This window comes from Micromonospora sp. NPDC049529 (genome assembly GCF_055586685.1).
The window spans coordinates 389,558-408,981 of record NZ_JBVJHT010000007.1; the positions used below are offsets into that span (position 1 = coordinate 389,558).

Consider the following 19,424-nt stretch of genomic DNA (forward strand, 5'->3'; position numbering starts at 1 on the left):
GCCCCCCCCCCCTCCCCGCCCATCCCCCCCTCCCCCCTCGCCCCCCCCCCCCCCCCCCCCCCCCCCCCCCTGCACCGCTACCTCGGCAACCCGGTGCTCTCCTGGCTGGGGCGCCGGCTGTTCGGGCTGCGCAACGTCGGCGACTTCCACTGCGGCATCCGGGGCTTCAACCGGGACCGGGTCCGGGACCTTCACCTCTGCATGCCCGGCATGGAGTTCGCCTCCGAACTCGTGGTCCGGGCCGCACTGAACAACTACGACATCGTCGAGGTGCCGACCACCCTCCAGAAGGACGGCCGCAGCCGTCCGCCGCACCTGCGTACCTGGCGGGACGGGTGGCGGCACCTGCGCTTCCTGCTCGTCTTCGCGCCGCGCAAGACCCTGATCTGGCCGGGGCTGGTTCTCTTCGTGCTCGGCCTGCTCGGCACCGCGACGCTCTCCTTCGGGCCGTTGCAGGTGGCCGGGGTCGGCTTCGACATCAGCACCATGGTCTACACCTGCCTGGCCGTCCTGACCGGTGCGCAGCTTCTCCTCTTCGGCGTCTTCGCGCTGCTCTACGGCCACACCGAGGGGATCACCAACCAACGCCAGGTCGACTGGTGGGGCAAATGGGTACGGTTCGAGACCTGCACCGCCGCCGGGCTGTTCCTGATCCTGCTCGGCCTGGCCGGGTCGATTCTCGCGGTCACCGCCTGGGGCGCCAGCGGCTTCGGCCCGCAGAACCTCGCCGAGACCCTGCGGGTGGTGCTCCCCTCGTCCACGGTGATCGGGCTGGGTGTGACGGTGCTCTTCTCCGGGCTGTTCGCCAGCCTGCTCAACCTGCGCCGGGTCGGCCCGACCACGCCGGTCGCCGCGACGACGGTCGACGACACGCGCAGCGACAGCGACCTCGCCTCGGCCCGCGGCTGAGTACGCGATGACCCTCCAGACCACGCCCGACGGGTCGGCGAAACCGACCGGCCCGGTCCGGCCGAACGAGTCCGACGAGGCGAACGTGCCCACCGAAGAACGCGACGCGGCCGAGTCCACGACGCCGGCCACGGTCGCCTCCACCAACACCACTGACACCACCAACACCACCAACACCACCGGCACCGGCACCGGCGAGACCACGCCGGGGCCGGCCAGCCGGTTGCCGGGGTGGTTGGCCAACGGCGGCACGGTCGCCGTACTCAGCTGGCTCGTCGCGACCCCGGTCGCGATCGGAATCCCCCGGCTGATCGACCGGGACCCGTTCTCGGCGGGCGCGTCCACGATCCCGCTCGCCGGTGCCTTCATCCTGATCATCGCGGTGTTCCTGCTGGCCCGACGCTGGTCCGGCGACGTGGCGGCCGGACTGGCCGCCGGCCTGGGCGCGGCGTGGACCGTGCTGATGCTGCGGTCGGCGCTCAACGGCACCCCGTTCGGCTTCGCCGGCCTGGTCGGCGACATGGGCCGGATGTCGGCGTCGGCGACCCGCTACACCACCACCATCGCCTCCAGCGACACCCTGGTCCACGGGCTGCCGTCGGAATACCCACCCTTCTACGCCTGGCTGGTCGGCCGGGCGTCGGTCGTGCTCGACGAGCCGGCCTGGCGGCTGCTCGCCGACGCCGAGGTGCTCTTCAGCTCCCTCGCGGTGCTGGCCGCGTTCGTCATGTGGCGTCGGCTGGTCGGACCGTGGATCGCCCTGGCGATCTCCGCCCTGACGTTGGTCACCTGGTCGGACCCGCGCAAGGCGTTCGAGGTACTGACGCTGGCGATCTTCGTACCGTGGGCGTTGGAGGTCTTCGCCCGCCCGGCCCGGCGCCGGATGCACTGGCTGCCGGCCGGCATCCTCGGCGGCTTCATCGTGATCACCTACCAGGCCTGGATGGTGTACGGGGCGATCGGCCTGATCGCCCTGATCGTGATCGCCTGGCGGACCGAGCCGGACCGGTGGGCGTACCTGCGCCGGCTGGGTCTGATCGTGCTGGTCTCGTTCGTGGTGGCGTCCTGGTACATCGTGCCGTTCGGCTGGGACAGCCTGACCAAGGGCGGCCAGTCGATCTCCGACCTGTACGTCTCCAGCTCGCTGAACTCCGGCCTCTTCCCGTTCCTCGACTTCAACCCGCTCGGCCTGCTGAGCCTCGTCGGGCTGGTCGGTCTGGTCTGGTTGTGGCGCTCGGTCTGGTGGGCCCGCCCGCTGCTGCTGCTGATCATCTCCGCGTACGGCTACCGGCTCCTGTCGATGATCCGGTACGTGCTCACCCAGCACACCGGGTTCCTGCACTACACCGCCCGGCTCTACGGGGTGCTGTTCACCATCGCCGGGATCCTGGTGCTGGCCCACCTCACCCCGATCGTGCTGCGCCGGCTGCGGCTCACCCCGCCCCGGCTGGCCGGTGCGGCCCTGCTGGCGGTCGTCCTCGCCTGGACCGCGACCGGCTTCACCAACGCGTGGATGCCGGAGACCGGCAGCAAGTACGCGATCATGGCGCACAGCGAACCGCTGCCCGGCGGCGGCTACCCGGTCTACGCCCCGAAGGAGGACCGCCGCCCCGGCTTCCCGATCACCCAGGTGGAGCAGGCGGTCGAAGGGGTGCTCGGGCCGAAGGCCCAGCCGATCACCATCGCCATCGACGACCGGGTCTTCTCGTACCTGCCCTGGCCCGGCTTCATCGACAACGACCGCACCGCCGGCAGCACCCTGTCCCGCTGGGACGACCGGTACGCCGAGGTGCAGAAGTTGGCCGCGACCAAGGACCCGGCGGCGTTCGCCGCCAAGGCCGCGGACGTCGGCGGGTTCGGGCCGATCCAGGTCTTCGTGCTCGGCGAACAGCCGGACGGCTGGGTCTGGCGGGGGCAGCACTTCTCCCCGGAGCAGTTCTCGTCCCAGTACTGGACCGTGATCGACGACCTGCCACAGGACGTCGTGGTCGCCGTCCGGCGCTGACCGGCGCGGGCGTACCGCCGCACGACGACGGCAGAACCACTATCGGGGGCGCACCCAGCCGGGTGCGGCCCCGACACATGTTCTAGTGGGCGACGTACGCCTGCTGGCGGTTCTCGTTCGGCATGATGATCCAGAGCACCAGGTACACGAGCACCTGCGTACCGGGCAGGATCAGGGAGAGCACGAAGAGAAGCCTGACCAGGCCGGTGGAGAGGCCGAAGCGGCGGGCCAGCCCTGCGCAGACTCCGGCGATCATCCGGCCGTCCCGGGGTCGTACCAGTTTGCGACTCATGGTCGTCGTCTCCAACTCTGCGGCGGTCCGCCGCGTCTTTATCCACCGTACGAACCGACATCCACCGACGACCTCCTCACTGAGGGCGATTCGGCGCATCCGTACCCGTAGGTGCTTACCCCGGATGGCCGCCCCGGACGCATGCCGGAGACGGCGGGTAGGCTCGCCGCTCGGTGCTGGCCGGACCGACGGCAACGGAGCCGAGCGGCGGTGCGAGCAGCGGGAGGAGGATCGATGATCAGCGTCTTCGATCTGTTCACGGTGGGGATCGGGCCGTCCAGCTCACACACGGTGGGGCCGATGCGCGCGGCGCGTACGTTCGCCGCCGGACTCAAGGCCGACGGCCTGCTCGCCGGCACGGCCAGGATCCACGCCGAACTCTTCGGCTCGCTCGGCGCCACCGGGCACGGCCACGGCAGCGACCGGGCGGTCCTGCTCGGGCTGGCCGGCGAGGCCCCCGAGACCGTCGACCCGGACCGGGTAGACGCGACCGTGGCCGAGATCCGTTCCACCGGGCGGCTGGCCGTACTCGGTGCCCACACCATCGACTTCGACCCGGCCCGGGACCTGGTGCTGCACCGCCGCCGGGCGTTGCCGTACCACCCGAACGGGATGACCTTCACCGCGTACGACGAAACCGGTGAGCCGGTACGGGACCGGACGTACTACTCCGTCGGCGGCGGGTTCGTGGTCGACGAGGCGGCGGCCGGCGCCGACCGGATCAAGCCGGACCCGACACGGGTGCCGTACCCGTTCAGCACCGGGGCGGAACTACTGAAGGTGACCGAGGAGACCGGGCTGTCGATCAGCGGGGTGATGTTCGCCAACGAGCGGGCCCGGCGCGGTGCCGACGAGATCCGTACCGGTCTGCTGGAGATCTGGCGGGTGATGCAGGAGTGCGTCGAGCGCGGCAGCCACCGGGACGGGGTGCTGCCGGGCGGCCTCAAGGTACGCCGACGGGCGGCGGAGCTGCGGCGGTCCCTGGCGACCGAACGCGGGACCGGCTGGGCGGGCACCGGCGGCTCGGAGGACCCGCTGCGGGTGATGGACTGGGTCACCCTGTTCGCGCTCGCGGTCAACGAGGAGAACGCCTCCGGTGGCCGGGTGGTCACCGCGCCGACCAACGGGGCGGCCGGCATCATCCCGGCGGTGCTGCACTACTACACCCGGTTCGTCGCCACCGCCTCCCCGGACGGCGTGGTCCGCTTCCTGTTGGCAGCGGCGGCGATCGGGGTGCTGTTCAAGGAGAACGCCTCGATCTCCGGGGCCGAGGTCGGTTGCCAGGGTGAGGTCGGCTCGGCCTGCTCGATGGCGGCGGCGGGGCTGGCGGAGGCGCTCGGCGGCACCCCGGCCCAGGTGGAGAACGCGGCCGAGATCGGCATGGAGCACAACCTGGGGTTGACCTGCGACCCGGTCGGCGGCCTGGTGCAGATTCCGTGCATCGAGCGGAACGCGGTGGCGAGCATCAAGGCGATCACCGCCGCCCGGTTGGCGCTGCGCGGGGACGGCGTCCACACGGTCTCCCTGGACAAGGTGATCAAGACGATGCGGGAGACCGGGGCGGACATGAAGGTGAAGTACAAGGAGACCGCGAGGGGTGGTCTGGCGGTCAATGTCATCGAGTGCTGAGGGTTGATGGATCGACGTTCCGGAGCGCTCGGGCGGGCCCGGCACCGCCTACCGAGCGTGCTGACCGACTGCTAACCTATGGCGCGTCAGCGGCCCGCCCAGGCGGGGCCCGCAGCCGCGCTCCGGATGCCGTGTCCGAGATTCCGGCACGAGACGCGGGAGCACAATAGCTGTTAGGGCGGTCGCGGACGGTGACCGGGAGAGGTCGACACGTGATTCGTACCGGACGCGTCGGTGGATCGCTCCGGCGCAGCCGCCCTCGATCATTCCTCGGTTCGGGAAGGCGGCCATGACAACGAGCGTCGCGAGTATGTGGGGCCATCGCAACGCGCTGCGGTTACTGGTCCGCCGGGATCTGGCGGTCAAGTACCAGCAGTCGTTCCTGGGCTACTTCTGGTCGCTGCTCGAACCGCTCGCCATGGGCGGCATCTACTGGTTCGTCTTCGGTGTCCTCTACAACACCAGCAACCACGCCGGCCCGGCGAAGGACTCGTACCCGCTGTTCCTGGTGACCGGAATCTTCGCCTGGATGTGGACGAACTCCGCGATCGGTGAGGCCACCAGCGCGCTCACCGGCCAGGCCCGGCTGATCACCACGATGAAGGTGCCCCGCGAGGTCTTCCCGATCGGCCGGGTGATCGGCCGGTTCGCCGAGTACGTCGCCGGCCTGCCCGTGCTGGTCGTGCTCGCCGCCTACTTCGGCGAGCTGCACTTCGGCTGGGAACTCATCGCACTGCCGCTGGCGGTGCTGCTGATGACCATCCTGCTCACCGGCGTGGCGCTGCTGCTGTCGTCGCTGAACGTGCTGCTGCGGGACGTGGACCGGCTGATGAAGCTCTTCACCCGGCTGCTCTTCTACGGCACCCCGATCATCTACCCGTTGCAGCTCGTCCAGGACTCCGGCATGCCGGACTGGGTGAAGATCGTCTACGAGTTGAACCCGCTGGTCGGCATCTTCGAGCTGTTCCGCGCCATCTGGTACCCGTCGGAATTCCCCGACGCCAGCCTGCTCACCGTCTCGGTGGTCGGCAGTCTGGTGCTGTTCTTCGGCGGCTGGTGGGTCTTCCGCCGGCTCGAGCCCGCCGTGCTCAAGGAGCTGTAGTGAGCAAGCCGATCATCGAGGCGCACAACCTCGGCATCCAGTTCGTCCGTAACCGGCGGCGGCAGCTGCGCCTGCGGGAGATGTTCATCCACCGGGGTGGGCGCCAGCCGAAGGCGGACGAGTTCTGGCCGCTGCGCAACGTGACGTTCGAGGTCCAGCCGGGCGACGCGGTCGGCGTCATCGGCCGCAACGGCACTGGCAAGAGCACCCTGCTCCGGCTGATCGCCGGGGTGCTGATCCAGGACGAGGGCACGATCACCGTACGCGGTGAGGTGGCCCCGCTGCTGGAGCTCTCCGCCGGCTTCTCCAACGACCTCACCGGCCGGGAGAACGTGCACCTGGTCGGCTCCCTGCACGGGCTCAGCTCGCAGTACCTGAAGACCCGGTTCGACGACATCGTGTCGTTCGCCGGTGACCAGGTGGAAAAGGCGATCGACACCCCGGTACGGCACTACTCGTCCGGTATGAAGGTCCGACTGGGCTTCTCGGTGATCTCCCACCTCCAGCACCCGATCCTGCTGATGGACGAGGTGATGGCGGTCGGCGACACCGAGTTCCGGAAGAAGTGCTACTCCACCATCGAGCGGATGCTCGGTGAGGGGCGCTCGCTGGTGCTGGTCTCGCACAACGAGAACGACCTCACCCGGTTCTGCACCCGTGGGCTCTACTTCAACGCGGGGCAGTTGGAGATCGACGGCACCGTCCGGGAAGCGCTCGACGCCTACAACAACGTGGTCCGTACCTGACCCTGGCGGTCGTCGCGGGCAGTTGGCCCGATACACCGGTCGGATCCGTGCCCGGGGTGGTTGGCTGGAGCCGATGACCCTGATCACCTTTGTCGTGCCGGCCTATCGGGTCGAGGGCTACCTGCGGGAATGCCTCGACTCGATCCTCGGTCAGCCGTTGCGCGACATCGAGGTGATCGGGGTCGACGACCACTCCCCGGACAGCAGTGGCGAGATCTTCGCCGAGTACGCCGCCCGCGACCCCCGGCTGACCGTGGTGTCGCTGCCGGAGAACGTGGGCCTGGGCGAGGCGCGCAACATCGGCCTCGACCGGGCCCGGGGCGAGTACGTCTGGTTCGTCGACAGCGACGACTGGCTCGTCCCCGACTGCCTGCCGACCGTGGCCCGGCAACTGCGGAAAACCTCCCCGGAACTGCTGATCGTCGACCACGTCCGGGTGTACTGGGACAACTCGGTGCTGGGCAGCGCGATGCCGGAGCTGTTCCCGGACCTGCCCGGCGCGACCACGGTCAACCTGCGGCAGCGACCGGAACTGATCCAACTGCTGCACACCGCCTGGAACAGGCTGGTCCGGCGGGACTTCCTGGTCGACCTCGGGCTCCGGTTCGGTCCGGGCTGGTACGAGGACGTGTCGTTCACGTACCCGCTGATGGTGGCGGCGGAGCGGATCGGCGTACTCGACCTGGTCTGCGTCAACTACCGGCAGCGCCGGTCCGGCGCCATCACCCGCACCCGGGGGGACCGGCACTTCGAGGTCTTCGCGCACTGGCGTCGGGTGTTCGAGCTGATGGACGAGTGGGGAGCCCGGGTCGACGACCTGCGTCCGCTGCTCTTCCAGCGGATGATCTGGCACTACCTGACCATCCTCGGCAACTCCGACCGGCTCGCTCCGGGGCTGCGGCCGGCGTTCTTCGCCCGGATGGTCGCCGACTACCGGCGATGGCTGCCGCCGGGCGGTTACCCCGTGCCGGCGGGTGCCGAAGGGCTCAAGCACCGGCTGGTGGCCCGGGGCAACTGGCGTACGTTCAGCGCCCTGCGTACCGCGTACCTGGTCCGGGGCCGGTTGCGCGACGGCGTCGGGGCGGCCCGGCGGACGGTGACGCCCCCGGCCCGGCGGTCCGCCCGACTCGGGCGCGACGCCGTCCTGCGCGGCTACTACCGGGCCCAGTTGCGGCTGCCGATGGACCGGTCGCTGGCCCTGTACGCCGCCTACTGGTACCGCAGCTACGCCTGCAACCCGGCGGCGATCCACGCCAAGGCCCGCGAGTTGGCCCCGCACATCCGGGGCGTCTTCGTGGTCCGCCGCGACCGGGTGGCGAGCCTGCCGCCCGGCGTCGAGTACGTCGTCGCCGGCACCCCCGCCTACTACCGGGCGCTGGCGCGGGCGCGATGGCTGGTCAACAACGTCAACTTTCCCGACTACGTGGTCAAGCGGCCCGGTTCGGTGCACGTCCAGACCCATCACGGCACCCCGGTCAAGGTGATGGGCCTGGACCAGCAGCGATACCCGGCCGGGGCGGTCGGGATGCGGTTCGCCCGGCTGCTGCGCCGGATCGACCGGTGGGACTTCAGTATCAGCTCGAACACCTTCTCCACCCAGATGTGGCACCGGGCCTACCCGGCGAACTACGTCGCGCTGAACACCGGTTACCCGCGCAACGACCGGCTGGTCAACGCGACCGCCGAGGAGGTCGCGCGGATCCGGGCCGACCTCGGTTTCGCATCCGATGACCGGGTGGTGCTCTACGCCCCCACCCACCGGGAACACCTGCCCGGCTACCGGCCGCTGTTCGACCCGGCCGAGTTCGTCGAGGCGCTCGGCCCCCGGGGCCGGTTGCTGATGCGCAGCCACTACTTCCACGACCGGGAGGTCGCCGCCGAGGTCGGCGCCGCCGGTCGGGTCCGGGACGTCAGCGAGCACCCGTCGGTCGAGGACCTCTACCTCGCCGCCGACGTGCTGGTCACGGACTACTCGTCGGCGATGTTCGACTACGGCACGCTGGACCGGCCGATCGTGATCTACGCCCCGGACTGGGACGCGTACCGGCTGGCCCGTGGGGTCTACCTCGACATCGTCGCCGAACCACCGGGGGCGGTCGCCATGACCTTCCCGGACCTGCTGGACCTGTTCCGCGCCGGCGCCGTCGACAACGACGCGGCGGCGAGGGCCCGAGCCCGGTTCCGGGCCCGGTTCTGCGCCCTGGACGACGGCCGGGCCGCCGAACGGGTGGTGCGCCGGACACTGCTCGGCGAACCCGGCTGACACGGGTGCCAGGGAGGCCGGGTTGGGTGCTGTGATCACCGTCGTGGTGCCGATCCACAACGTCCGCGACTACCTGGTCGAGTGCCTCGACTCGATCGCCGGGCAGACGTACCCGGAGTTGGACGTGGTGCTGGTCGACGACGGGTCCACCGACGACAGCGGCGAGATCGCGCAGCGGTACGCCCGCACCGATCACCGGTTCCGGCTGATCCGGCAGCCCAACCGGGGACTCGGCGCCGCCCGGAACACCGGGATCGGGGCCGCCGTCGGGGAGTACCTGAGCTTCGTCGACAGCGACGACCTGCTGCCGCCGTACGCGCTGGAGGTGCTGGTGGGGGCGCTTGCGCAGACCGGCTCCGACTTCGCCTCCGGCAACGTCGCCCTGCTCACCTCGGGCGGGCTGCGGCAGTCGCCGTTGCACCGGGGCACCCACCGGGTCACCGCCCTGCGGACCAGCCTGAGGGCTCGGCGGAACCTGGTCTACGACCGGCTGGCCTGCAACAAGCTCTTCCGGCGATCGTTCTGGGAGGAGCACGGGCTGCGGTTCCCGGAGGGGGTCCGCTACGAGGACATCCCGGTGACGGTGCCCGCGTACGCGTTGGCCGGCTCGGTCGACGTGCTCGACCTGCCGGTCTACTACTGGCGCCAACGTGAGCCGGGCGCCGAGTTGTCGATCACCCAGCGGCAGCACGAGCCGCGCAACCTCGTCGACCGGTTCGCCGCCGTCGACAGCGCCAGCCGGTCGCTCGCCGCGCTCGACCGCCAGCTCAAGGACTGGTACGACGAAACCACGCTCGTCAACGACCTGCGGATCTTCCTGGACCTGCTGCCGGACGTCGACCAGGCGTACCGGGAGCGGTTCCGCGACCTGGCCGCCGACTACCTGAGCCGGGTCGACGAGCGGGTGCTCGACCGACTCGTCACCCGGCTGCGGGTGGCCTGGCACCTGGCCCGCGCGCGGGCCCTGCCGGAACTGGTCGAGGTGGTGGCGGCCAGCCGGCTCGACGCCACCCCGCCGGTGGTCCGCCGGGGCGGCCGGCGCTACCTTCGGTTGCCGCTGCTCGACGCCGGTCACCCGGCCGTACCCCGGCGACTGTTCCGGCTCGGGCCGGGGGTGCGGACCGAGGTGCACGAGGCACGCTGGGTCGACGGCCGGCTGCACGTACGCGGCCTGGCGTACGACGTGACCCGTGGGGCGGCCCATCCGTGGGCCTCGGCTCGGGTGTTCTGGCTGCGTGAGGCCACCGGGCGGCGGCGCATCCGGCTGCTGCCGAGCCGGCCCCGTCGGGTGGCGCAGGCGCCCGCCTCGGTGCCGTACGGCTGGTCCGGGTTCTCCGCGCTGGTCGACCCGCGCCGGTTGGGCGGCCGGGACGGCTGGCAGCCGGGCGTCTGGGTGTTCAACGTGGCGTTGGTCAATTCCGGCGGTGCGCAGCGGCGCACGCTCGGTCTCGGTGACGCCCGCTCGGCGCTGCCGGCCCGTTGGGTGACCGACGGGGTACGGGTGGTACCTCATCCGCACCGGGCCGGGTTGCGGCTGCGGGTGGAACTGCCCCGAGCGTGGGTGACCGGCACCCGGATCGACGGCCCCGATCTGCTGGTCGTGGGCCGGGCGCTGACCCGCCCGGCATCGGCGACGCTCCGACTGGCCCGCACCGCCGGCGTGCTCTGGCGCTCCTACCCGGTCGACCCGGTCGACCCGGCCGAAGCGGCCGAGGCGGTCAACGGCGGAGAGGTGGAGCCGGTCGACGGTGAGCCGGTCGGCGGCAGGGCGGTGGAATCGCCGGTCAGCGGGGGAGCGGCGCAGCCGGCCGGGGTGGGCTGGGTCGCCCGGATTCCGGTGGCGGAGCTGGTGGCCGGCGCCGGGCCGGCGGACCGGGCACCCGTGGTCGGCGAGGCGGGCACCGGTTGGCGGGTGAGCTTCGCCGACCCGGCCGGCGAGGCGGAGGAGTTGCCGGTCGCCGCCGGCTTCACCGGTGCCCGGCAGACCGTCGACGGGCTGGAACTGCTCGTCCGCCCGACCGACGACGAGGTGTTGTCGCTGCGGGTGCTCCCGCCCGGCCCGGTGGTGTACGCCACCGAGCTGGCCGACGGCCTGCTCGCCCTCTGCGGGGAACTGCCCGACAACCAGCCCGACCGGGGCGACCTGCGGATCGTGCTGCGCAAGCGGTCCGGTGCGAACCCGGCCGAGCTGCCCGCGCCGGACCTCGAACTGCCGGCCGAGGTGCCCGCACCGCATCTCGAACCGCCGGCCGAGGTGCCAGCGCCGGACCTCGAACCGCCGGCCGAGCTGCCCGCCGGCTGGCGGGTACGGATCCCGGTCGCCTCGGTGACCGGGCTGCCGGACGGCGAGTGGCTCCTGCTCTACCGGGTCGGCGCCGACGCGCCCCCGGTCGACCTGCCCTTCGACGTCGCCGGCCGGCGGTCACTGCCCCGCGATGTCACCGTGGCCGGGCGGCGGCTGCAACTGCTGCCGGACCGGGACCGGGAAACGATCCGGCTGAGCCCGCTGGGCTAGCCCGTCGTCGGGCGGCTGACCCGACGCTTGACCTTGCGGGCGACACCCATCGCGGCCTGCCGGGCGACGAACCGGGTGGCGCTGGCCAGCGACCGTACTCCGCCGACGGCGACGGTCTCGGCGTCGCCGTACTGGCGGCGGGCGCGCTTGCCGGCCGGGTGCACCAGGCGGGGTCGGGGCGGGACCAGCCCGGCCGGGGAGAGCAGGCCGAGGTTGACCACCCCGAACTCGTCACCGCTGACCCAGCGTTCGCCGGCCACCTCGGCCACCACCTTGTCGAGCTGCTCGCCGGGTCGGCGTACGCGCTCGGCCCGGCTCAGTGCGGAGGTGCGCCACAGCGCCAGTGCCTCCGCCGGGGAGGTCGCCCCGGAGGGCAGCAGCCGGACCAGCCCGGCCTGCCACTCGTCGGCCTCCGACACCATCCGGCGTACGGTGTTGACGTCCACGCCCAGGTGCGGCGGGACGTTCAGCAGGAACGGGGACGGGAACACGGTGTCCGGGGCCTGGCGTACCAGTTCGACCCGGGGCTCCGAGCGGTAGGTGACCGCGAGCAGCCGCCGGTCGAGCAGTGGGTCGGCGAGTACGGACCGCCGGTTGTCGTCGATCGCGTCCCAGTCCGCCACCAGCTTGACCCGCAGGTCGGTCTGGTCCCCGGCGAGCAGCCGGTCGACGCAGGCGCGGACCAGCTCGAACGATCCCTCGGCCGGCACCACGGCGGTGATCAGCGGAACCGCGAAGGACCGGTTCGGGGCCGGTCGCAGGTAGCGCGGCAACGGCATCAGGTCGGCCAGGTACGGGTGGTTGTAGCGGCGCAGCGCCTCGCCCCTGGTCTGCATGTGGGTGGCACCCATGTGCCAGCTTCCGGCGCCCGGCTCGGGGATGAAGACGGCGCCGAGCTGGTGCAGCCGGTAGCCGAACTCGGTGTCCTCACCGAGCCGCAGTTCGGTGTTGAGCCCACCGGCGGCGAGGTAGAGGGTGCGGGTGAGCGCGGCGGTGGCGCCGACGTGGGCCCGGAAGTTGAGGTGGTCGCCGCCCCGGAGCTGGTCGGTGTCGTCGATCAGCTTCTCGACGTAGTCGTGCGGCTCGGTGTCCTGCGTCCGGTAGAGCTTGTCGATCGTGCCCGCCGCGCTCCGCTCGGAGACCTGCTCCGGGGTCGGGAAGTTGCCCGCCACGAAGCGCTTGTAACCGAGGGTGACGGCCTCTTCGGAGACGTGGTGCCAGCGGACCTGGGCTTCGACGTGCTCCGGGAAGACGACCATGTCGGCGTCGAGCCAGTGCAGGATGTCGCCGCCGCTGTTCATCGCGCCGACGTGCAGGGCGTTGGACCGGCCCCAGCCGGTCGAGTGGTCCGGGACCCGGACGATCCGGCAGTTGGCCGGGCGGATCTTCGGCAGTTCGAGCGGCGGTTCGCTGCCGTCGTCGGCCACCACCACTTCGAGCAGGTGCTCCGGGTACGTCTGGTGGCTCAGCGAGGCCAGGGTGAGGTCCAGCGTCTCCTGGCAGTTGTACGCGGGGATAACAACCGACACCGACCTCGTCGGCTGCCATTCGCCAATTTTGCCTGGCTTGAGCGGGCTCCAATCGTTACGGACCAACCTGACCTGATGCTGGTGCGCATCCGACGGGACGCTATTCCGGCTCGACACGAGCCACAGTCTAACGATGGGCAACCGCCGTGCCGGGCGCGCTCGCCGGTCGGGGCCGCCCGTGCCCCGGTTCGGCTGCGTCCGGGCGGGCGCGCGTGGCGATCCGCAGGCTCGGCCGTGAAGCCGACCGTAACCGTCCCGGAGCAGCCCGTACCGGCCCGGTGAGCTGCTGTGGCGGCTCGCTTCCGGTCATCGGGGCCAACCGGCGCGCACGCCCCCGACGGGCTATCGTGGAATCTTCGGGGTTGTCAGTACGGCTGTGGCGGCGTCTGTCCGGCGTCACAGCGGTCGGCGGCGAGCCCGCCCTCGGCCGCCACCAGACGCAGAGAGGGACCTGGGTTTGTCGAGCGAGGACACGCCGGAGATGTACACCCGCTGGCGGGTGGTGGTGGGTGACCGGCGGGGTCTGCGCCGCCGCCGGTGGCCGGCCGTGATGGTGGGCTCCGGGCTGACCCAGGTTCCCGGCAGACCGGGCAACCGGTCGGGGCCCCGCCCCGGCGACCAGGTGAGCCGGCTGGTGATCGCCGCCCAGTCGGTCGACTGGCTCCGCAAACTGCTCGACCATCCCTTCTCGCTGGTCCAGGTGCGTCGGGTGATCCTCGTGGTCGACTCCTGGCGGGTCCCGGAGAGCGGCTGGTCCGGCCGGCTCGGCGCGCTGCGGCACGTACGCGCGCACCGGACCCGGTTCCCCCGCGCCAGCGAGGGCCGGGCGATGGTCGAGGTCGAGGTGCGCTGGCCGACCCCACTACGCTCCGTGCTCGCCGCTGTCTTTCCGTTGCTGACCCCGGTCCGCCCGCTGCCGGCTCCGGCAAGCGCCGACGTGACCGCGCAGGACGTCCTGCCGGCCTGGCTCGGCGGGGGACAGAACGTGATGCCGGTTTCCGGCGCGCTGCCGGAGAACAACGACATCCGGGCGCACGACGTGGTGCTCAACGCCAGTGGCGAGCCACGGGCGCTGGAGCAGCCGGCCGCCACCGAGACCAGTCTCGCCGAGGTCGAGTCCGTGGTGGCCGCCCCGACCCCGGCCGACCTCTACGCGACGACGCTGGCCGCCGGCTCGTACGGCGCCGGTGCCGCCGGTCGGCCGGCGACCGTCCTGGTCGATCTCGAACACTCGGTGGTACGCCGCCGCTACGGCCCGTTCGGGCGCTCGGCCGATCGGGCCGAGTTGACCTTCACGGAGGCCGAGGACGGCTGGGGTTACCGGATCACCGGCCCGGCGGGTCAGCTCTGCGCGGGCCGGATCGACCGGCCCTGGTTCGGCGAGGAGGCGCTCGCCGCCCTGGTCAAGACCGGGGTGGTGCACTGTGCCGAGGTTCCGGGTCGCCATCCGGTCGCCGAGGCGGCCTTCCTGGTGCAGCTGATCCTGACCGGCCTGCTGGTGCACGTACCGGGGCTGCCGGACGCGGTCGGGGCGCACCTGGCCGACGAGGTCCGCGACGCGCTCCGCGCCGACCTGCCGGCCCGCGGCGACGACCTGGAGTGGGAGGTACGCACCGTTGCGCTGCGCCGCTCGGCGATGCGACTGCACGCCAGCGGGTTCGCGCTGCCCCGGCTGACGACCAGCACGTTCCCGAACCTGACGGCGGTGCCGTCGGTGAGCGCGCTGCTGGTGACCAAGCGACTTGAGTACGTGATCGAGGTGGTCAACGCCATCGAGAACCAGACGTATCCGAACCTGGAGATCGTGCTCTGCCTGCACGGGGTCGAACTGCCGGCGGAACTGCGCGCACGGGTGGGTCGCAGCCCCCGACCGATCGAGATCATGACGCTGCCGCCGGAGCACGGGTTCGGTGAGGCGATCGGTGCCGCCACCGCCCGCGCCCGGGGCAGCCTGGTGACGAAGTTCGACGACGACGACACGTACGGGCCGGAACACGTGTGGGACCTGGTGCTGGCCCGGCACTACTCCGGCGCGACGATGGTCGGCAAGGGTGCCGAGTTCGTCTACCTACAGACCCTGGACACCACGGTCCGGCGGGACGTCGGTTTCGCCGAGGAGTACGTGCCGGTGGTCGCCGGGGGCACGATGCTGATCAGCCGGGGTGACCTGGAGCAGGTGGGTGGCTGGCGCCCGGTGCCGCGCTCGATCGACCGGGGACTGCTCGACCGGGTCCGCCGCTCCGGTGGCCTGATCTACCGGACCCACCCGCTCGGTTACGTCTACCAGCGGCGCTCGGACGGCCACACCTGGGATCCGGGGCTGGAATATTTCCTGCGCGGTTCCGGGATGCAGTGGTCGGGGCTGCCCCGGCACCGGGAGTTCGGCACCGAGTCGAGCCTGACCGGGCTGACCGGGTTGAACGTCGACCCGGAGTCCGAGCCGTGGGCCGTACACCGGCGCTGACCTGGGTCGATGGGTGCCACCGGTGGTGGTGGACGCGGGGTGCGTCGACGTTTCCACCGAGCCCGTGGGACCCGGCCCGGCCGTAGCAGAAACCCTTTTCGAGCGAGTTACCGTCTCGTCACAGTATGAGCATGGAACGTTTACCCGATGGGCGTGGGCGATGATCCTCGTCACAGTCATCTCGGGGGCCGGCTCAATGCTGCGGGGAGGTGACGGTGACAACCGTCGCGCTCAAAGACGTGACCAAGGTGTTCACCGACGGAACGGTCGCGGTCGACACCGTCAATCTCGACGTCAACGACGGCGAGTTCATGGTGCTGCTCGGACCCTCCGGCTGCGGCAAGTCCACCGTGCTGCGGATGGTCGCGGGCCTGGAGGAGCCGAGCAGTGGCGCGATCCTGCTCGACGGCGAACTCGCCAACGACCTACCGCCGCGCGACCGCCGGATCGCCATGGTCTTCCAGGACTTCGCCCTCTATCCACACATGACGGTCGGCGACAACATCGCGTTCCCGCTCCGGCTCGCCGGAGTCGAGCCCACCCCGAGGGCCGAACGGGTCAGCGACGTTGCCGGCGCGCTCGGCATCGGTGACGTACTCGCCCGTAAGCCGAGCCAGCTCTCCGGCGGGCAGCGGCAGCGGGTGGCGATGGGACGCGCGATCGTCCGGCGCCCCGGACTGTTCCTGATGGACGAGCCGCTCTCCAATCTCGACAGCGGCCTGCGGGCCGAGCTGCGGGCGGAGATCTCCGGCCTGGTCCGGGAGCTGGGCGTGAGCACCATCTACGTCACCCACGACCAGGCCGAGGCGCTCACCATGGCGGACCGGGTCGCGATCATGCGCAAGGGCGTGCTCCAGGACGTCGGCACCCCGACCCAGGTCTACGGCCGCCCGGCGACGCTCTACGTCGCGGCCTTCCTCGGCAGTCCCAGGATGAACCTGCTGGAGGCGTCGGTCTACGTCCACCTCGACCGGTACGTGACCCTCAATCTCGGCGAACAGTCGCTCTACCTGCCCTGGGACGACATCCGGTCCAGGGCGGTGGCGCACTACCACGGCGAACGGATAGTGGTCGGAATGCGGGCCGAGGCGCTGACCCCGGTCGCCGCCGACGCCCCCGGCGACGTGCTCCAGGGCCGGATCCGCTACCTGGAACACCACGGGCACGAGTCGCTGGCCTTCCTGGACATCGGTGCCACCGCCATCGTCGTGGACGAACTTGGCGGACCGACGCGGGAGCAGAGTCCCGGCGGCAGCCGGCTGCGCCGGTTCGGCCACGCCGTGCAGCGGCTCACCGGTCGAGCCACCGTGCCGGCGCAGCCCGGTGCCGCCCGCGAGACGATCGGCCCCGGTTCGCGGACCAGCGTGCTCAACGATCCGGGCCGGCACCACCGCCGCCCGGCGGAGCTTGCGGTCCGGTTGGCGCCGTACCCGGCGGTCGCGGCCGGACATCCACTGGCCATTTCGGTACGCATGGACGCGCTGCATTTTTTCGACGAACGCGGCGACCGGATCGATGTGGGGTGGCGCTGACACGCTTGTACCACCTAGCGTCAATACGCTCAGTTCCGCTTTCACCGAAAGGGATCATCCGTGGCATCTGACGGCTCCGGCCTGCTCGTGATCGAGCGCATTCTCCGGGATCGGCACGGCATCTGGCAGCAGGTGATCGAGGAACGGGACCTGAATGCGTTGACCGGCAAGATGCTGGCCGCCTCGGCCATCGCCCTTGCCTGCTACGGCGCCGTACTCGGCGCGTTCCACAGTTTCCTGATGGCGCTCACCTCGGCGGTGAAGCTGCCGCTGCTGTTCCTGGTGACGCTGGCGATCTGCCTGCCGACGCTCTACCTGTTCAACCTGGTGTTCGGCGCCCGGCTCTCGGTACGCCAGGCGGTGGCGATGGTGATGGTCGCGATCACGGTCACCTCGATGCTGGCGGTGGCGTTCGCGCCGATCAGTCTCTTCTTTCTGATCACCGCACCGGACTACAGCTTCTTCAAGCTGCTCAACGTGGCGATCCTGACCCTCTCCGCCTTCGTCGGGCTGAAGTTCCTGACCGGCGGCATGCAGGTGCTCAACGAGCACGGCCTGCTCACCGCCGCAGCGCCGCAGCAGGTGCCGGCGCAGGCGCCGGCCGCCGCCGAGGTGACCGCTGCGGCGGCACCCGCACCGGCCACGGTGGCCGTGAACGGTGACGGCAAGCCGCAGGTCGTGGTGCCCGTACCGGTCGCCGCCGGGCCCGCCCCGGTCGCCGCGCCGGTGGCGGTGGCGGTGGCGCCGCACCCGCAGATGCAGCCCCAGCCGCTCTACCAGCTTCCGCCCGGATACCGGCAACAGCCCGGCGCCCGGGTCGCGCCGACCGGTCAGCGGCCGGCCAGCATGACGCTGCTCTACATCTGGATCCTGCTGTTCGGGTTCGTCGGCACCCAGCTCGCCTGGACCCTGCGCCCGTTCTTCGGCGACCCCGGACAGGACTTCGCGTTCTTCCGCAGCATCGAGGGCAATTTCTACGCCGAGATCCTGGCGACCATCGCCAGCCTCTGACACCTCGCCGCCCCGGCCGGTGAAACTGCCCCGGTCGGGGGCGGGTGGTCGATCGCCGTTTTGGTGTCGCCGAGACGAACCGCAGGTCTTGCCGAGGCAAGTTACCGACGAGTAGCCTCCGGCCCATGACCATCGACTCGCGTCAGATCGCGGCCGGCATGCTGGAAGCGGTGCCGTTCGTCCGTACCCTCGGGTTCGAGTTCGTCGAGATCGCCCCCGACGGCGCCGCCGGCGTCCGGGTCGCGGTCCGGCTGCCGGACTCGCCCGCCACCCACAACCACGTCGGCGGACCGCACGCCGGCGCCCTGTTCACCCTCGGCGAGACCGCCTCCGGCGCGGTGGTGCTCACCGCCTTCGGCGCGCTGCTCGACCGGGCGGTGCCGCTGACCGTCACCGCCGACATCGCCTACCGCAAACTCGCCCTCGGACCGGTACGGGCCACCGCCCGGCTCGGCCGCCCGGCCGCCGAGGTGATCGCCGAGTTCGAGGCCGGCACCCGACCCGAGTTCCCGGTCCGGGTCGAGATCGCCACCGAGGACGGCGAGCCGACCGCCGAGATGACCGTGGTCTGGACCCTGCGCCGCCGCTGAGCCGGCACACCGGGTGGGGAACACCATCGAGCAAAGACGTTTGGTCGGCCGGTCCACCCGGATAAGTTGAGAACGTGCTGGGTCTACCCGCTCATGTGACCGCGTGCCTCTTCGACCTCGACGGAGTGCTGACCCAGACTGCCCGGGTCCACAACGCCGCCTGGGCCGAGACCTTCGACACCTTCCTGCGCCAGTGGGCCACCGCCCACGGGCAGCGGTTCGTGCCGTACGACCCGGGGCCGGACTACAACCGGTACGTCGACGGCCGACCCCGCGCCGACGGAGTCCGAACCTTCCTCGCCTCCCGCGACATCGACCTCCCCGAGGGCACGCCCGACGACCCGCCGGACGCGAACACGATCAACGGCGTCGGCAACCGGAAGAACGAGATCCTGCTCCGCCGGATCCACACCGACGGCGTCCAGGTGTACGACGGATCGGTCGCGTACCTGCATGCCGCCACCGCCGCCGGGCTGCGCCGGGCGGTCGTCTCGGCCAGCGCCAACTGCCGGGACGTGGTCGCCTCCGCCGGCCTCGGGGACCTGCTGGAGGCCCGGGTCGACGGGATCGTCGCCGCCCAGCGGGGCCTGCGCGGCAAACCGCACCCGGACACCTTCCTCGCCGCCGCCGAGCAACTCGGGGTCAAGCCCGAGCAGGCCGCCGTCTTCGAGGACGCCCTCGCCGGGGTCGAGGCCGGCCGAGCCGGCGGCTTCGGCTTCGTGGTCGGCGTCGACCGGGTCGGGCAGTCGAGGGAACTGCGCGAGCACGGGGCCGACACCGTCGTCACCGACCTGGCCGAACTGCTGACCGACGGGAAGACGGCATGACACTGCTGAC

The 19,424-nt window shown here is 71.3% G+C and carries 14 protein-coding genes; 12 read left to right on the forward strand and 2 right to left on the reverse strand.

Annotated elements, in window-relative coordinates:
* Nucleotides 1-93: 93 nt before the first annotated feature.
* Together ACZ6QQ_RS15185 and ACZ6QQ_RS15190 are read left to right on the forward strand one after the other, a co-directional pair.
* Entirely contained in the window at nucleotides 94-909 is an 816-nt protein-coding gene (locus ACZ6QQ_RS15185) for a hypothetical protein (protein ID WP_465876758.1), read from the forward strand.
* A 7-nt stretch (nucleotides 910-916) separates the two neighbouring features.
* Entirely contained in the window at nucleotides 917-2,914 is a 1,998-nt protein-coding gene (locus ACZ6QQ_RS15190; RefSeq protein WP_465876759.1) for an arabinofuranosyltransferase, read from the forward strand.
* 82 nt (nucleotides 2,915-2,996) lie between these two features.
* On the opposite strand, the gene ACZ6QQ_RS15195 is transcribed toward ACZ6QQ_RS15190, so the two are convergent.
* Nucleotides 2,997-3,206 carry a PspC domain-containing protein gene (locus ACZ6QQ_RS15195; RefSeq protein ID WP_465876760.1) on the reverse strand — a complete coding sequence of 70 codons (210 nt, stop codon included), beginning with the start codon at nucleotides 3,204-3,206 and terminating at the stop codon, nucleotides 2,997-2,999.
* Nucleotides 3,207-3,440: 234 nt separating this feature from the next.
* Between ACZ6QQ_RS15195 and ACZ6QQ_RS15200 the strand changes: the two genes are divergently transcribed.
* From ACZ6QQ_RS15200 to ACZ6QQ_RS15220, 5 genes are all read left to right on the forward strand, one after another.
* Nucleotides 3,441-4,835 carry an L-serine ammonia-lyase gene (locus tag ACZ6QQ_RS15200; protein WP_465876761.1) on the forward strand — a complete coding sequence of 465 codons (1,395 nt, stop codon included), beginning with the start codon at nucleotides 3,441-3,443 and terminating at the stop codon, nucleotides 4,833-4,835.
* Nucleotides 4,836-5,124: 289 nt separating this feature from the next.
* Nucleotides 5,125-5,937 (forward strand): ABC transporter permease, encoded by an 813-nt coding sequence (locus ACZ6QQ_RS15205; RefSeq protein ID WP_465876762.1) that lies wholly within the window; start codon nucleotides 5,125-5,127, stop codon nucleotides 5,935-5,937.
* Nucleotides 5,937-6,683, forward strand: a complete 747-nt coding sequence (locus tag ACZ6QQ_RS15210; protein ID WP_465876764.1) for an ABC transporter ATP-binding protein — start codon at nucleotides 5,937-5,939, stop codon at nucleotides 6,681-6,683. Before ACZ6QQ_RS15205 ends, ACZ6QQ_RS15210 begins: the two co-directional genes overlap by 1 nt.
* A 73-nt stretch (nucleotides 6,684-6,756) precedes the next feature.
* Complete coding sequence (locus ACZ6QQ_RS15215) at nucleotides 6,757-8,946, forward strand: bifunctional glycosyltransferase/CDP-glycerol:glycerophosphate glycerophosphotransferase (RefSeq protein ID WP_465876765.1); 2,190 nt, start codon at nucleotides 6,757-6,759, stop codon at nucleotides 8,944-8,946.
* Between the two features lie 31 nt (nucleotides 8,947-8,977).
* Entirely contained in the window at nucleotides 8,978-11,461 is a 2,484-nt protein-coding gene (locus ACZ6QQ_RS15220) for a glycosyltransferase (protein ID WP_465876812.1), read from the forward strand.
* On the opposite strand, the gene ACZ6QQ_RS15225 is transcribed toward ACZ6QQ_RS15220, so the two are convergent.
* Entirely contained in the window at nucleotides 11,458-12,990 is a 1,533-nt protein-coding gene (locus ACZ6QQ_RS15225) for a glycosyltransferase family 2 protein (protein ID WP_465876767.1), read from the reverse strand. The genes ACZ6QQ_RS15220 and ACZ6QQ_RS15225 overlap by 4 nt on opposite strands.
* 457 nt (nucleotides 12,991-13,447) lie before the next feature.
* Between ACZ6QQ_RS15225 and ACZ6QQ_RS15230 the strand changes: the two genes are divergently transcribed.
* The 5 genes from ACZ6QQ_RS15230 to ACZ6QQ_RS15250 all read left to right on the forward strand — a co-directional run bounded on the left by ACZ6QQ_RS15230 (nucleotide 13,448) and on the right by ACZ6QQ_RS15250 (nucleotide 19,414).
* Nucleotides 13,448-15,454: a glycosyltransferase family 2 protein gene (locus ACZ6QQ_RS15230; RefSeq protein ID WP_465876768.1), complete on the forward strand. Its 2,007-nt coding sequence runs from the start codon at nucleotides 13,448-13,450 to the stop codon at nucleotides 15,452-15,454.
* A 215-nt stretch (nucleotides 15,455-15,669) separates the two neighbouring features.
* Entirely contained in the window at nucleotides 15,670-16,986 is a 1,317-nt protein-coding gene (locus ACZ6QQ_RS15235) for an ABC transporter ATP-binding protein (RefSeq protein ID WP_465876769.1), read from the forward strand.
* Between the two features lie 60 nt (nucleotides 16,987-17,046).
* A complete protein-coding gene (locus ACZ6QQ_RS15240; RefSeq protein WP_465876770.1) occupies nucleotides 17,047-17,997 on the forward strand; it encodes a hypothetical protein in 951 nt (316 codons plus the stop codon).
* Between the two features lie 125 nt (nucleotides 17,998-18,122).
* Entirely contained in the window at nucleotides 18,123-18,587 is a 465-nt protein-coding gene (locus tag ACZ6QQ_RS15245) for a DUF4442 domain-containing protein (protein ID WP_465876771.1), read from the forward strand.
* Between the two features lie 74 nt (nucleotides 18,588-18,661).
* Complete coding sequence (locus ACZ6QQ_RS15250; protein ID WP_465876772.1) at nucleotides 18,662-19,414, forward strand: HAD family hydrolase; 753 nt, start codon at nucleotides 18,662-18,664, stop codon at nucleotides 19,412-19,414.
* Nucleotides 19,415-19,424 lie beyond the last annotated feature (10 nt).